Source organism: Amycolatopsis sp. NPDC114484 (assembly GCF_055633755.1).
Genome location: NZ_JBVKDQ010000002.1, coordinates 170239 through 183944 on the forward strand (window position 1 = coordinate 170239; position 13706 = coordinate 183944).

8 protein-coding genes and 1 pseudogene are annotated in these 13706 nt (G+C 70.1%); 6 read left to right on the forward strand and 3 right to left on the reverse strand.

The annotated features are described in order from the left end of the window. Positions 1-20: 20 nt before the first annotated feature. Positions 21-4328 (reverse strand): annotated as a pseudogene (locus ACZ7SW_RS06635) (GH92 family glycosyl hydrolase). A 230-nt stretch (positions 4329-4558) separates the two neighbouring features. Between ACZ7SW_RS06635 and ACZ7SW_RS06640 the strand changes: the two are divergent. Both ACZ7SW_RS06640 and ACZ7SW_RS06645 read left to right on the forward strand, forming a co-directional pair. Then, positions 4559-5215 (forward strand): class I SAM-dependent methyltransferase, encoded by a 657-nt coding sequence (locus ACZ7SW_RS06640; RefSeq protein ID WP_470229406.1) that lies wholly within the window; start codon positions 4559-4561, stop codon positions 5213-5215. Then, positions 5215-5850 (forward strand): class I SAM-dependent methyltransferase, encoded by a 636-nt coding sequence (locus ACZ7SW_RS06645; RefSeq protein WP_470229407.1) that lies wholly within the window; start codon positions 5215-5217, stop codon positions 5848-5850. The genes ACZ7SW_RS06640 and ACZ7SW_RS06645 overlap by 1 nt, the downstream gene beginning before the upstream one ends. Positions 5851-5854: 4 nt before the next feature. Here ACZ7SW_RS06645 and ACZ7SW_RS06650 read toward each other — a convergent pair whose 3' ends face one another. Together ACZ7SW_RS06650 and ACZ7SW_RS06655 are read right to left on the reverse strand one after the other, a co-directional pair. Beyond that, positions 5855-7159 carry a M20/M25/M40 family metallo-hydrolase gene (locus ACZ7SW_RS06650; RefSeq protein WP_470229408.1) on the reverse strand — a complete coding sequence of 435 codons (1305 nt, stop codon included), beginning with the start codon at positions 7157-7159 and terminating at the stop codon, positions 5855-5857. Next, positions 7152-7979 (reverse strand): M55 family metallopeptidase, encoded by an 828-nt coding sequence (locus ACZ7SW_RS06655; protein ID WP_470229409.1) that lies wholly within the window; start codon positions 7977-7979, stop codon positions 7152-7154. The genes ACZ7SW_RS06650 and ACZ7SW_RS06655 overlap by 8 nt, the downstream gene beginning before the upstream one ends. Positions 7980-8167: 188 nt before the next feature. Here ACZ7SW_RS06655 and ACZ7SW_RS06660 point away from each other — a divergent pair, with 188 nt between their 5' ends. From ACZ7SW_RS06660 to ACZ7SW_RS06675, 4 genes are all read left to right on the forward strand, one after another. Further along, entirely contained in the window at positions 8168-9943 is a 1776-nt protein-coding gene (locus tag ACZ7SW_RS06660) for an ABC transporter substrate-binding protein (protein WP_470229410.1), read from the forward strand. Between the two features lie 130 nt (positions 9944-10073). After that, positions 10074-11102 (forward strand): ABC transporter permease, encoded by a 1029-nt coding sequence (locus ACZ7SW_RS06665; RefSeq protein ID WP_470229411.1) that lies wholly within the window; start codon positions 10074-10076, stop codon positions 11100-11102. Next, positions 11099-12019 (forward strand): ABC transporter permease, encoded by a 921-nt coding sequence (locus ACZ7SW_RS06670; RefSeq protein ID WP_470229412.1) that lies wholly within the window; start codon positions 11099-11101, stop codon positions 12017-12019. Before ACZ7SW_RS06665 ends, ACZ7SW_RS06670 begins: the two co-directional genes overlap by 4 nt. Then, on the forward strand, positions 12016-13668 hold the full coding sequence (locus tag ACZ7SW_RS06675; protein WP_470229413.1) for an ABC transporter ATP-binding protein: 1653 nt from the start codon (positions 12016-12018) through the stop codon (positions 13666-13668). The genes ACZ7SW_RS06670 and ACZ7SW_RS06675 overlap by 4 nt, the downstream gene beginning before the upstream one ends. Positions 13669-13706 lie beyond the last annotated feature (38 nt).

The following is a 13706-nucleotide window of genomic DNA, read 5'->3' on the forward strand; positions in this document are numbered from 1 at the left end:
GGCCTGCGGCTGTCAGCCGGTCAGAACTTCGCGCACTGCCCCGCGGACGGACCGCGGACCGTGTTGGCGAGGTCGTGATCCGTCGGGGCGGGGGAGTTGCCCGTGCAGGCCAGCGGCCCGCCCACCGTGCTGCTCGCGATCAGCGGCCCCTGGTTTCCGGTCAGATTGACCGGGCCGGAGATGTCGGTCAGCTCGATCGACACCGGACCGGTGCTGCCGGTGATCGACACCGGACCGGACACCTTCGTCCGGTTCAGCACCACCTGCGCCGCGCCTGCCGCCGCGAGCGGGCCGGTGATCTGCCCGCCGCGCACGATCAGCGAAGCTCCGCGCGCCACGTTCACCGGACCCGACACCGTCGCGCCGTTCAGGCACACCACGCCGCTCGACACGGTCAGCGGGCCGTTCTGCACGCCGGTCAGCGTCTTCGTGCACGACGCGTCCGGACGGCCCAGCAGCTCGAACTCCGCCAGCGTCGCCGGACCGCCGGCGGTCGCGGTGACCTCCAGCCGGTAGTAGGCGTAATGCGCCGGGTTCTTCACCGCGAACGCCCGGGTCTGCTGCCGCCACTGGAATGCCTGGTCGGTCTGCTGGTCGGCGACCGTCCAGTTCTTCCCGTCGTACGAACCCTTCAGCGTCCAGCTCTTCGCGTCGCCCGCACCGGTGCCGGAGGTGAGCGTGTAGTGCGTGACCGCCTCGTCCGTCGACTTCAGCTGGTACTGCACCGCGCCCGTCGCCTTCGCCTGCGTGCGCGAGGTGTTGTCCAGCAACGCCGACGCGTCCGAACCGTCCGAAGTGGACAGCGTGCCCAGCCCCGCCCCGGTCTCGTCGTGCAGCGGCGTCGGCACCGCGTCGCCGGTGGTGATCGACTTCGGCGCGTCGCCCGCGCCGGTGCCCCACGCCGACGGGTTCGGGCCCATGTCGAAGTCAAGCGTGGCCCCGTGGGCGAGCACGTCGTGCGGCAGCGACGTCGACGTCCAGTTCTTCCCGTTGACCTTCAGGCCCTGGACGTAGACGTTCTTCGCCGAGTTCTTCGGCGCGTTGATCACCAGATCCCCGCCGGGCAGGTGCACGGTCGCCTTGGTGAACAGCGGCGACCCGAGCGCGTAGTCCGGGCTGCCCATCTGCAGCGGGTAGAAGCCCAGCGAGCTGAACACGTACCACGCGGACATCTCGCCGTTGTCCTCGTCGCCCGCGTAGCCCTGGCCCAGTTCGCTGCCGGTGTAGAGCCGCGACACCGCCTCGCGCACCTTCGCCTGCGTCTTCGCCGGCTGGCCCGCGTAGTCGTACATGTAGAGAAGGTGGTGCGAGGGCTGGTTGGAGTGGCCGTACTGGCCCATCCGCACGTCCCGCGCCTCCCGCATCTCGTGGATCACGCCGCCGTAGCTGCCCGGGAAGTCCGCGGTCTCCTGGTCGGCGAAGAACTGGTCGAGCTTCGCGCCCAGCTTGTCCTTGCCGCCGTAGAGATTCGCCAGTCCCTGCCCGTCCTGCGGCACGGTGAAGGCCATGTTCCAGCCGTCGGTCTCGGTGTAGTCCCCGCCCCACTGGCGCGGGTCGTAGTCGGCCTTGGCCTTCGTGAACTTCCCGCTCGCGTCCTTGCCCTGGAAGAACCCGGTGCTCGGGTCGAACAGGTTCGCGTACTGCTGGGCCCGGCTGGTGAAGTACTGGTAGTTCTCCAGGTACTCGCCCTTGCGCGGGTCGTTCGCCGCCGCCTGGTCGTACATCTTCTTCGACAGGTTCGCGATGCCGAAGTCGTTGACGTAGCCCTCGATCGCTCACGAGAAGCCCTCGCCGGTCGAATTCGGCGTGTAGCCGAGGAAAATCGACTGGTCCAGACCCTTGCGGCCGACCGCCGAGTTCGGCGGCGTCACCGTGGCGTTCTTCAGCGCCGCGTCATAGGCCGACTTGACGTCGAAGTTCGTCACGCCCTTCTGGTAGGCGTCGGCGAACGCGACGTCCGAGCTCGTGCCGGTCATCAGGTCCGCGTAACCGGGGGAGGACCAGCGCGCGATCCAGCCGCCGTCGCGGTACTGCTGCACGAACCCGTCCACCAACTTGCCCGCCATGTCCGGCGTGAACAGAGAATACGCCGGCCAGGTGGTCCGGTAGGTGTCCCAGAACCCGTTGTTCACATACGTCTGGCCGTCGACCACCTTCGACCCGGTCCGCGTCGCGGTGTCCGTGCCGGTCTTCGGCGAAACCGGGCTCGCGTACTGGTACTTCGGCGCTTCCTTCGTGCCGGCGTTCTCGAAACCCTCGTTCGGGTACAGGAACAGCCGGTACAGGTTGGAGTACAGCGTCTCCATCTGGTCCTTCGACGCGCCCTCGACCTCGATCACGCCGAGCTGCTTGTCCCACGCCTGCTGCGCCGCGTCCCGCACCGCGTCGAACCCGGCGTTCGGGGCGATCTCCTGCTCCAGGTTCTTCTTCGCCTGGTCCACGCTGATCAGCGACGTCGCGATCCGCATCGTCACGGTCTTGTCCGCGCCCGCCGCGAACCGCAGATAGCCGGTCACGTTGTCCCGGTTCTGCCCGGTCAGCTTGCCGCCGGTCGTGACCGGCTTGTCGAACGTCGCGTACACGAACATCCGCCCGGCGCCCGCGGACAGGCCGCTCTTGGCGTCGGAGTACCCGCTGAGCGTGCCGTGCGCCGGGTCGAGCGTGAGCCCGCCGGAGTTGTTGACGTTGTCGAAGATCAGGCTGGAATCGGTGCCCGGGAAGGAGAACCGCATCATCGCGGCGTGATCCGCCGGCGCGATCTCGGTCTTGATCCCGTTCTGGAAGGTGACGCCGTAGTAATGCGCCCGCGCCACCTCGTTGTCGTGCGTGAACGGCAGCGCCCGCTTGTCGCGGTTCGCGTCCGGCACCCCGCTCGCGGCCGAGGGCATCACCTGGAAGCTCTGCCGGTCGCCCATCCACGGGCTCGGCTCGTGGCTCACGCTGAACGCCTGCAACTGCGGGAGATTGTCCGCGTTGTTCTGCGAGTGGTAGTTGTACAGCCAGCTCGCCGAACCCGCGTCCGTCACCGGCGTCCAGAAGTTGAAGCCGTGCGGCACCGCGGTCGCCGGGAAGTTGTTGCCCCGGGAGAACGTGCCGTTCGCCATCGTGCCGCGGGTGGTGAGCACGTTGTCGCTCGGCCGCGTGCTGGCCGGCGGCGTCGGCGTCGCGGAGATCTTCAGATCGTCCAGCCAGCCCGCGAACTGCGCCGGGCCGTTCGGGTTGTCGTAGCCGATCGCGATCCGGTCGATCGTCTTGCCCGCGGCGACCCGCCCGATCGCCGAACGCACCAGGTTCCACTGGTTCGCGTAGAGGACCTTGCTCGCGCCCTGGCCCTCCGGCGTCAGCGGGAACCCGTACTGGTCGGTGGCGCCGAGGTCGCGCAGATGCGTGCCGTCGGTGAAGTCCAGGTCGACCGCGACGTTCGTGCTCGGGTACTTCAGATCGCCCTCGACGAACTGCGGCTGCACCTTGTAGGACAGCTCGCTCGTCCCGGTCACCGGGAGATCGACGTCGTAGACCTTGTTGTAGGAGTACCCGTGCCCGGCCTTGGGCTGGCCGCCGGAGTAGCGGAACGCCTTCTTGCCGGTGAACCCGACCCGGTTCTTGTTGGTGTAGCCCTGATTCGGGCCCGAATCCACGACGCTGCGCATGTTCGGCAGCGGCGGCGGGGCCGGATCGTCGTTGGCCAGCAGCAGCTCGGAGAACTGCATGATGTCGTCGCCGTGATTGCGCGTGACGTCCATCTGGTAGTACCGGTACGCGTCGCTCGGCGCGGACAGCTTGTAGTCGTTCTGCTGGAACCGCTTGTCGAACGACTGGCCGGACTGCTTGTCCAGATCGGTCCACTTCTGCCCGTCGTTCGAACCGCGCAGCGTCCAGTCCTGCGGGTCGCGGCCGGGCGCGTCGTTGGCCGAGGACACCGCGTAGTGCGTGATCTTCGTCGGCTCCGACAGCGTGAACGTCACCGACGCGGCCGGATCCCACGACAGCCACTTCGTGCCGGTGCTGCCGTCGATCAGGTTCGCGGCCACCTCGCCGCCGCCGGTGTTCTCGCTGGTCGCGCTGAGGTCGGTGACCTTGCCCCGGATGTCGCCGGGGATCGAGGTCCCGTTCGCGCCGTCGACGCCCGAAGCCCGCGGCTTCCCGGCGGCATCGGTGTCGACAGCGTCCTGGATCGGCTGCGGGTCGTTCGGCTCGAACGAAGAAACGAAGTCCGGCGGGGCGGCCTCGCCCGGCGCGGCACCGGCCGCGGCGGGAAGGACGACCAGGCCCGCCGCCGCCACGGCCGCGGCGAGCACGGCGTGGAACGGTCTGGCGCTTCGGGGCATCATTGCTCCCAGTTCGTCAGGGGATCGGGGATCGTGGACCGGGTCGGGACCCGGGTGTCGGGACTCGGGGCCCCGGAAGCTCAACTCGCGGGTGACATCGATGTCAAGGCCGCCCCGCAAACCTGGCCGGAAACGGACAACCGCGCAGCGCCGCGGCCGCGGCGACCGGGTGGGCCCGCCCGGCCAGTCGAACGCACCGGCGCCAAGGCCCGGCGGGTATAACAGAGTGCATGCCAGACGACGCCATCGATCCCGACGAGGAAGCCCGCCGCCGGGCCGGACTCGCACTCGCCAACGGTGACCCCACCGGGTGGTTCGAGCCCCTGTACGCGGCCGCGGAAGCCGGGGAGGCCGTCCTGCCGTGGTACCGCGGCGAGCCCTCGCCGGAACTCGCCGCGTGGATCGAGCAGCGCCCCGGCGACGGGCGCCGCGCACTGGTCGTCGGCTGCGGAATGGCCGACGACGCCGAACTCCTCGCCGCCGCCGGATACGAGACCTCCGCCTTCGACGTCTCGCCCAGCGCGATCAAAGCCGTGCTCAACCGCTTCCCGGACACCGTCGTCTCCTACCGCACCGCGGACCTGCTCACCCCGCCCGCGGAATTCCACTACGCCTTCGACCTGGTCGTGGAGATCATGACCGTCCAGTCCATGCCGAAGGACGTCCACGACCCGGCCATCGCCTCGGTCGCCGGCTTCGTCGCCCCGGGCGGCACGCTCGTGGTCGGCGCGGTCGCCGAGGAAAGCATCGACCTCGCCACCTGGGCCGGACCGCCGTGGCCGCTGAGCAAAGCCGAGGTCGAGTCCTTCGGCCGCGACGGCGTCACCCTGACCTCGCTGCGGCGCGTCCGCGACGACAGCCGCTGGTGGGCGGAGTTCGCCCGCTGATGCCCGAGGACCGTCCCGCGACGAGCCACGAACGCCACGCCGGCCGTCCGTGGGACGAGTCCTATCAGGACGGTCCGGCGCCGTGGGACCTCGGACGCCCGCAACCGGCCATCGTCGAGCTCGCCGCCGAGGGCGCGTTCCGCGGCACGGTCCTCGACGCCGGGTGCGGAACCGGCGAGAACGCGCTGCACCTCGCCGCGACCGGACTGTCCATTGTGGGCATCGACGTCGCGGAAACCGCGGTGGCACAAGCGGAAGAGAAAGCCCGCGCTCGGGGGATCGCGGCCGAGTTCGCGGTCGGCGACGCGTTTCGTCTGTCCGATTTGGACCGGACCTTCGACACTGTCCTCGACTGCGGCCTGTTCCACACCCTCGACGCCGGGGAACGCCAGGTCTACGTCGCCAGCCTCGCGTCCGTCACCGAACCGGGCGCGAGGCTGCACGTTCTGTGCTTCCGGGACGCAGACACCGACTCCGGCCCGCACCCGGTCACCCGCGCCGAACTCGAAGCACCTTTCCGGAGCGAAACCGGTTGGCGCATCGAAACCCTGCGGGACAGCCGGATCGCGGCGAGGTTCGCGCCGGACGGTCTTCCAGCCTGGCTGGCGACCGTCCGGCGCGTCGACCCGTCGTAAATCCTCAGCAAGACTCCAGGAACCGCGTCAGCACCCGGGTCCCGAACCGCAGCCCGTCCACCGGCACCCGCTCGTCCACGCCGTGCGCCATCGCCCGGTACGGGAAGCCCTCCGGCAGCGCCAGGGGAGCGAAGCCGTAACACGCCATCCCCAGCTGGGTGAACGCCTTCGCGTCCGTCCCGCCGCCCATGCAATACGGCACCACGACCGCCTCGGGGTCCTCCGCCCGCAGCGCGCCGGCCATCGCGTCGAACCACGGCGAATCGACCGGAGCCTGCACCGGCGGCTGATGCGCCACGAATTCCCGCGTGACACCCTCGCCCAGCAACGAATCCAGCACGGCGAACAGTTCGTCCTCGGTCCCCGGCAGCACCCTGACGTCGATCTGCGCGCTCGCCTTCGACGGGATCACGTTCACCTTGTACCCGGCGTCGAGCATCGTCGGCGTGGTGCTGTTGCGCACCGTCGGCACCACCAGCGACCCGGCCGTCCCCAGCCGCGCCAAGGTTTCGTCGACCGCCTCGCCGGACGAAAGATCCACCGGCACGCCCAAAGCGGCGCCGGTCCGCTCCAGGAACGCGCGCACGGTCGGCGTCAGCTGCACCGGCCAGCGATGCTCCGCGATCCGCCGCACCGCCCCGACCAGCCGCACGACCGCGTTCTCGGCGTTCGGCCGCGACCCGTGCCCGGCCCGCCCCTGCGCGGTCAGCCGCACGTGCGCGGTCCCGCGCTCCGCGGTGCCGACCGGATACAGCCGCACTTTCCGGCCGTCCGCGGCGGGCACGTGATAGCTGTACCCGCCGGACTCGCTGATCGCCGCCGCGCAGCCCTCGAACAGGTCCGCGTGCTCCTTGACCAGCCAGTGCGCGCCGTAGTCGCCGCGGTCCTCCTCGTCGGCGACGAACGCCAGCACGAGATCGCGCCGCGGCCGCAGCCCGGACGCGACGGCGGCCAGCACCATGGCGCAGAAATCCTTCATGTCCACCGCGCCCCGGCCCCACAGGAACCCGTCGCGCACCTCGCCGGAGAACGGCGGTACAGACCAATCGGCCGCGGCCGCGGGCACCACGTCCAGATGCCCCTGCACGAGCAGCGCGGGCAGCGTCGGATCGGTGCCCGGGATCCGCGCGACGACATTCGACCGCTGCGGTTCGGGCTCCAGAATCCGTGCCGAAACCCCGTGCTGGCCCAGGAATTCGGCGACGTACTCGGCGGCGAGGCGTTCGCCCGCGGCCTCCCCGTCGCCCCAGTTGGTGGTGTCGAACCGGATCAGGTCCGCGCACAGCGAAACCACGTCGACCTCAGCCATAGATGCCCTGCACCGCCCCTGCCGCGATGGCCGTGACCACCTTGAACGCCTTCATCGCCTCGGTCATGCTCGGCGCCTCGAACGCGACCCGGCGCGTCCCGGTCTGCTCCACGGTCGGGATCACCGCGGTCGCCTGCGCCAGATGGCTCGCGTCGAACTCGACCTCGATCCGGTGCCGCCCGGGCGTCCGCTCGGCCCGCCCGGCCAGCGCCATCGACTCCCGCGCGCCGGTTTCCAGCAGCCTCGCCGTGCGCGCCGGCGGCAGGCAGATCGCCGCGTACCGGCTCACGCATTCCTTGACCTGCACCAGTTCCGCGTCCGGCGCGTAGTCGCGCGCGTCCTCGCAGGTCTGGTCGTCGCCGCTGACCAGCAGCACCGGCACGCCGTACTCGGCCGCCATCGCCGCGTTCAGCCTGCCTTCGCTCGCCGGCACGTCGTCCAGCCACACGCCGGTGATCTGGTTCTCCAGATACGTGTGCGACAGGACGCCGTCGAACCCGGCACCGGCGTGGTAGCCGAGGAACACCACACCGTCCACACCGGAATCGATGCCCTGCATCATCGACAGCGGCTTGTGCCGCCCGGTCAGCATCCGCGCGCGTTCGTCGAGGTCTTCCAGCAGCAGGTTGCGCTGCGACGAGTGCGCCTCGTTGACGAGCACGTCGGTCGCGCCCGCCGCGTACAGGCCGGCCAGCACCGCGTTGACGTCGCCGGTGAACATGCCCCGGAACCGCTGCCACTGCGGGCTCCCGGGCACGACGTCGTCGGTCCAGGTGACCCCCGTGGCGCCTTCCATGTCGGCCGAGATCAGGATCCGCATGCCGGGCACTCTAGTGATCCGCGCCGCGACCATAACGATCGGACACGCAGCGGCACCGTCACATATTGCGCGCTTCCCGCCGTATGTGGTTACTTTTCGTCTCTGGGGTCGGGGATTGACGATGGGGTGGTTCTCAAGTGCGAAATAAGCACAGGCAGCACGGGTTGCGCCGCGTTTTCGGTGTCGCAATGGCGGGAACGCTGGCGATTCTGCCACTGGCGGGCACTGCGACGGCGCAGCAGCAGGCACAGCCGAAGGTGCTGCGGGTCGCGTTGACCACTGGTATCGACCACTTGAACCCGTTCACCGCCGGGCTCGCCGCGTCGACCCAGGTCGGCCGGTTCGTCTACGAGTTCCTGACGATCCCGTCGCAGGACAAGGCCGAGGCCGCCCCGGCGCTCGCCGAATCGTGGACGACCTCGCCGGACAAGCTGACCTGGACGTTCAAGATCCGCAAGGGCGCGAAGTGGTCCGACGGGCAGCCGGTCACCGCGAAGGACGCCGCGTTCACCTTCAACCGGATGCTCACCGACGCGACCGCGCGCACCGCGAACGGCAACTACGTCGCGAGCTTCCAGTCGGTCGCCGCGCCGGACGACGCCACGCTGGTCATCAAGACCAAGACCGTCCAGTCGTCGATGGACCTGCTCGACGTCCCGATCGTGCCCGAGCACGTCTGGTCGCAGATCAAGGACCTCAACGACCCGAAGACCGACACCATCCCGGTCGTCGGCGTCGACGACGGGCCGTACCAGATCACCGAGTACAAGCAGAACGAGTACGTCAAGTTCAAGGCCAACAAGGACTATTGGCGCGGCGCGCCCAAGGTCGACGAGCTGCAACTGCTGGTGTTCAAGGACGTCGAAGCCGCGGTGAACGCCCTCAAACAGGGCGAGGTCGACGTGATCAACCGGCTCACCCCGACCCAGTTCGACGCGCTCAAGGACCAGCCGAACATCGAGCTGAACAAGGCCCCCGGCCGCCGCTACAACGAGATCAACCTCAACTTCGGCGTCCAGAACTCGGAGAACAAGCCGATCGGCAACGGCAACCCGGTGCTCAAGGACATCCGGGTGCGCCAGGCGATCGCGCAGTCGATCGACATCAAGACGATCGTGGACAAGGTCGCCGGCGGCTACGCCCAGCCCGGCGGCGGCGTGATCCCGCCGATCTATTCCACCTACCACTGGGATCCGGCGCCGGGGGAGGCGCGCAAGTTCGACCTCGCCGCCGCGAACGCCGCGCTCGACGCGGCCGGCTACCCGAAGGGCCGCGACGGCGTCCGCACCGCGCCCGGCGGCGCCCGCCTCGAACTGCGCCTCACCGGGCACGCGAACCGCGCGCCCGACCAGCGCCTCGCCCAGTACGTCACCGGCTGGCTGCACGACATCGGCATCTCGGTGAAGCAGGAACTCGTTTCCGACGACGAGCTGAACGACCGCACCAACGCGGGCAACTACGACCTCGCGATCTCCGGCTACGCGAACAACCCGGACCCGGACTACTCGCTGGCCCTGCACACCTGCGCGGCGCGGCCGAACGCCCAGGGCAAGGGCGGCACCACCGACACGTTCTTCTGCGACCCGCAGTACGACGCGCTCTACGCCAAGCAGCTCGCCGAAACCGACCCGGGCGTCCGCGCGGGCTACGCGAAGCAGGCTCAGGCCCGCCTCTACAGCCAGGCCGTGAACGTCGTCTACGACTACGACAACGTGCTCGAGGCGTACCGCTCCGACAAGTTCTCCTCGTTCGGCAAGCAGCCGCAGCCCGAGGGGTCGATCCTCGAGCAGACCGGCTACTGGGGCGTCTACGGCGCGGTCCCGGCCGACGCTTCGGCCGCTTCGCCGGACAGCGGCTCCGGCACGACCGTGTGGATCATCGTCGGCGCGGTGGTGCTCGTCGTGCTCGTGGGCGGCGGCGTCGCGCTGTCCCGCCGCGGCAAATCCGCCGACGACCGGGAGTGAACCGGATGCCCTGCCAGCCGCCGACCCCGGCCCGCATCTTCAGGTCCGTGAGGGGAACCCTGAGGGAATCAGGTTCCCTCAGGGTTCCCCTCACGGACAGCCGGCCTGTCCAGCGGAGGGGGAGCGGCCGGTGAGCCAAGCCCTCGCGCCCGACCAGGCCTCGGTGCTCGCCGACCCCGACGAGCGCCGAGGCGGGACCGGGACCCCCCGGTTCGTCCTCACGAAGATCGCCGAGGCGGTCGCCAGCGTCTTCCTGGTGATCGTCCTCGGGTTCTTCCTCTTCCGGCTGCTGCCCGGCGACCCGGTCGCGTTCATGGCCCGCGACCGCCCCACCGACCCCGGCCAGATCGCCGAACTGCGCGAACGGCTCGGCATCGACAAGCCCGTCCTGGCGCAGTTCGGCAACTACCTCGTCGGCCTGTTCCAAGGCGACTTCGGCGAGTCCTACATCGAACGCCGCCCGGTGCTGGACATGATCGGCGAACGGCTCTGGCCGACCGTGCTGCTCGTCGGCAGCGCGACGGTCCTGGCCGTCGCGCTCGGACTGTGGCTCGGCATCCGCGCGGCGTGGAAGCGCGACAGCTTCTTCGACCGCGCGCAGACCGGCATCGCGCTGACCCTCTGGTCGGTCCCGCAGTTCTGGCTCGGCCTGCTGCTGCTGGTGGCCACCAACGGGCTGTTCCCCAGCCGCGGCATGCACTCGCCCGACGCCGGGCCCGGGTTCTTCGCGCAGAGCGTCGACGTGCTGCACCACCTGGCCCTGCCGTGCCTGACGCTGCTCGCGGTGTTCTACGCGCAGTACATGCTGGTGATGCGCTCGTCGCTGCTGGGCGAGATGAACGCCGACTACCTCACCACCGCCCGTGCGAAAGGCCTGCGCGACGACCTCGTCCGGCGACGGCACGCGGTCCCGAACGCGCTGCTGCCCACCGTGACGCTGGTGTTCATGCAGTTCGGCACCGTGGTCGCCGGCGCGGTCACGGTCGAAGCGGTGTTCAGCTGGCCGGGGCTCGGCCAGCTCACCTACGACGCGCTGCACGGCCCGGACCTGCCGGTGCTGCAAGGGGTTTTCATCGTCCTCGCCAGCGCCGTCGTCCTGATGAACCTGTTCGCGGAGCTGCTCTACCGCGTGCTCGACCCGAGGGTGCGTACCGCATGACAACTCCTGGGGGAACCACCGCCGAAAGCGCCCGCGCGATCGCCTGGCGCCGCCGCCGCGCCGGGATCGCCCGCACCTGGCACGAGTTCGCGACCCAGAAAGCCGCGCTCGCCGGGCTTTTCCTGCTCGTGCTCACCGTCCTGCTCGCCCTGCTGCTGCCGCTGATCAGCGACCAGAGCGGCCTCGACGTCACCCGCGTCACCGGGAAACCGCTCAGCCCGCCGGACGGCCAGTTCTGGCTCGGCACCGACATCGACGGCCGCTCGGTGCTGCTGATGACGGTGTGGGGCACCAGGATCTCGCTGCTCGTCGGGTTCTGCGCGACCGCGCTGAGCGTGTTCATCGGCACCCTGATCGGCATCACCGCCGCGCACTTCGGCGGCTGGGTGTCGGCGATCCTGTTGCGGTTCACCGATTTCTTCCTCGTGCTGCCCTCGCTCGTGCTGGCGATCGCGCTGGCGGCCGTGCTGCCGCAAGGGATCTGGACCGTCGTGCTCGCCATCGGCGTCACCGCGTGGCCGAGCACCGCCCGGCTCGTCCGCGCGCAGACGCTCACCATCGAAAGCCGCCCCTACATCGAACGCGCCCGCGCGCTCGGCGGCGGCCACCTGCACGTCATCACCAAACACGTGCTGCCCGGCGTCGCCCCGCTCGTGCTCGCCAACACCACCCTCGTGGTCGGCAACGCGGTGATCGCCGACGCCACCCTGTCGTTCCTCGGAGTCGGCGACCCCACCTCGATCTCCTGGGGCGCCATGCTGGAAACCGCGCTCAACAACGGCGCGGTCACCCGCGGCGCCTGGTGGAACCTGCTCCCGCCGGGCATCGCGATCGTGCTCGTCGTGCTGATGTTCACCCTCGTCGGCCGCGGCCTCGAAACCGTGCTGAACCCGCGGCTCAAAGGACGGCACTCGTGACCGCGCTGCTCGAACTGAAAAACCTCGGCGTCACCTACCGCACCGGCGGCGGCGACGTCCCCGCGGTCCGCGGCGTCGGCCTTCGCCTCGACGCGGGCGGCACGCTCGGCGTCGCGGGGGAGTCCGGCTCCGGCAAATCCACCGTCGCGATGAGCGTGCTCCGGCTCCTGCCGCGCAGCGCGAAGATCACCGGCGAGATCCTGCTCGACGGCGAGGACGTCAGCGAGATGCGCTGGGGACGGCTGCGCGCGGTCCGCTGGGCCGAGGCGTCGGTCGTGTTCCAGGGCGCGATGCACGCGCTCAACCCGGTCCGCCGCGTCGGCGAGCAGATCGCCGAACCGATCCGGCTGCACGCGCCCGAAGGCAAGACGCCTTCCGAAGCGCAGGTACAGGCACGCGTCACGGAACTGCTCGAACAGGTCGACCTGCCGCGCTCACGGGCGGGCGCGTACCCGCACGAACTGTCCGGCGGCCAGAAACAGCGCGTGATGATCGCGATGGCGCTGGCGTGCGAACCGCGGCTGGTGATCGCCGACGAACCGACCACCGCGCTCGACGTCATCGTCCAGGCCCAGGTGCTGTCGGTGCTGTCGAAACTGGTCGCCGAACGCGGCATCGGGCTGATCATGATCAGCCACGACCTGTCCGTGCTCGCCGCCACCTGCGAACGCATCGCGGTGATGTACGACGGCGAAGTCGTCGAGGAACGCCCCAGCGCCGAGCTGATGTCCTCGCCGCGGCACGAACACAGCCGAGCCCTCGCCGCGGCGTTCCCGACCGTCGGCGACCCGGTCTCGCGCTACGCCCCGGCCACCGCGACACCGCTGCCCCCGGAACCGGAGGAACGCGCCGGCTCCGGCGACGAGCCGCTGCTCGCCGCCGAGGACCTGCACGTCACGTTCCGTGACCGCAAAGGCAAGCGGATCCACGCGGTCAACGGGGTGAACCTCCAGGTCCACCGGGACGAGATCGTCGCGCTGGTCGGCCAGTCCGGCTCCGGCAAGACCACCCTCGCCCGCACCCTGCTCGGGCTGCAGAAACCCGATTCCGGCGCGGTCCGCTACGCCGGGAAGCCGGTGCCCTCGGCCGGGGCCGGGCTGCGCGCGTACCGGCGGGAAGTCCAGCTCGTGCTCCAGGACCCGACGAGTGCGCTGAACCCGGCCCACACGGTGTACGAGGCGGTCGCCGAAGGACCGCGCATCCACGGCTTGGCGAACGAACGCGACGTCGTGCTCGAAGCGCTCGAATCCGCCGAACTGCGCCCGCCGGAGAAATACCTCGACCGGCTGCCGCACGAGCTGTCCGGCGGCCAGCGCCAGCGCGTCGTCATCGCCGGGGCCCTCGCGCTCGAACCGTCGCTGCTGCTCGCCGACGAACCGGTGGCCTCGCTCGACGCGTCGGTGCGCGGCGAGATCCTCGCGCTGCTGCTCCGGCTGCGCCGCCAGCTCGGGCTTTCCGCGCTCGTCATCACCCACGACCTCGGACTGGCCTGGAACATCGCCGACCGGGCCGCGGTCATGTACCGCGGCGAACTCGTGGAGACCGGTACGGTCGAACAGGTCCTGCTCGACCCGCAGCACGAGTACACGAAGTCGCTGCTCGCGGCGCTCCCCGGGGGCACCGCGCAGCGAACCGCGGCCGACCGCTGACCGCGGCTCGCTCCGGGCGCGCGCCGAAGCCCCGCGCG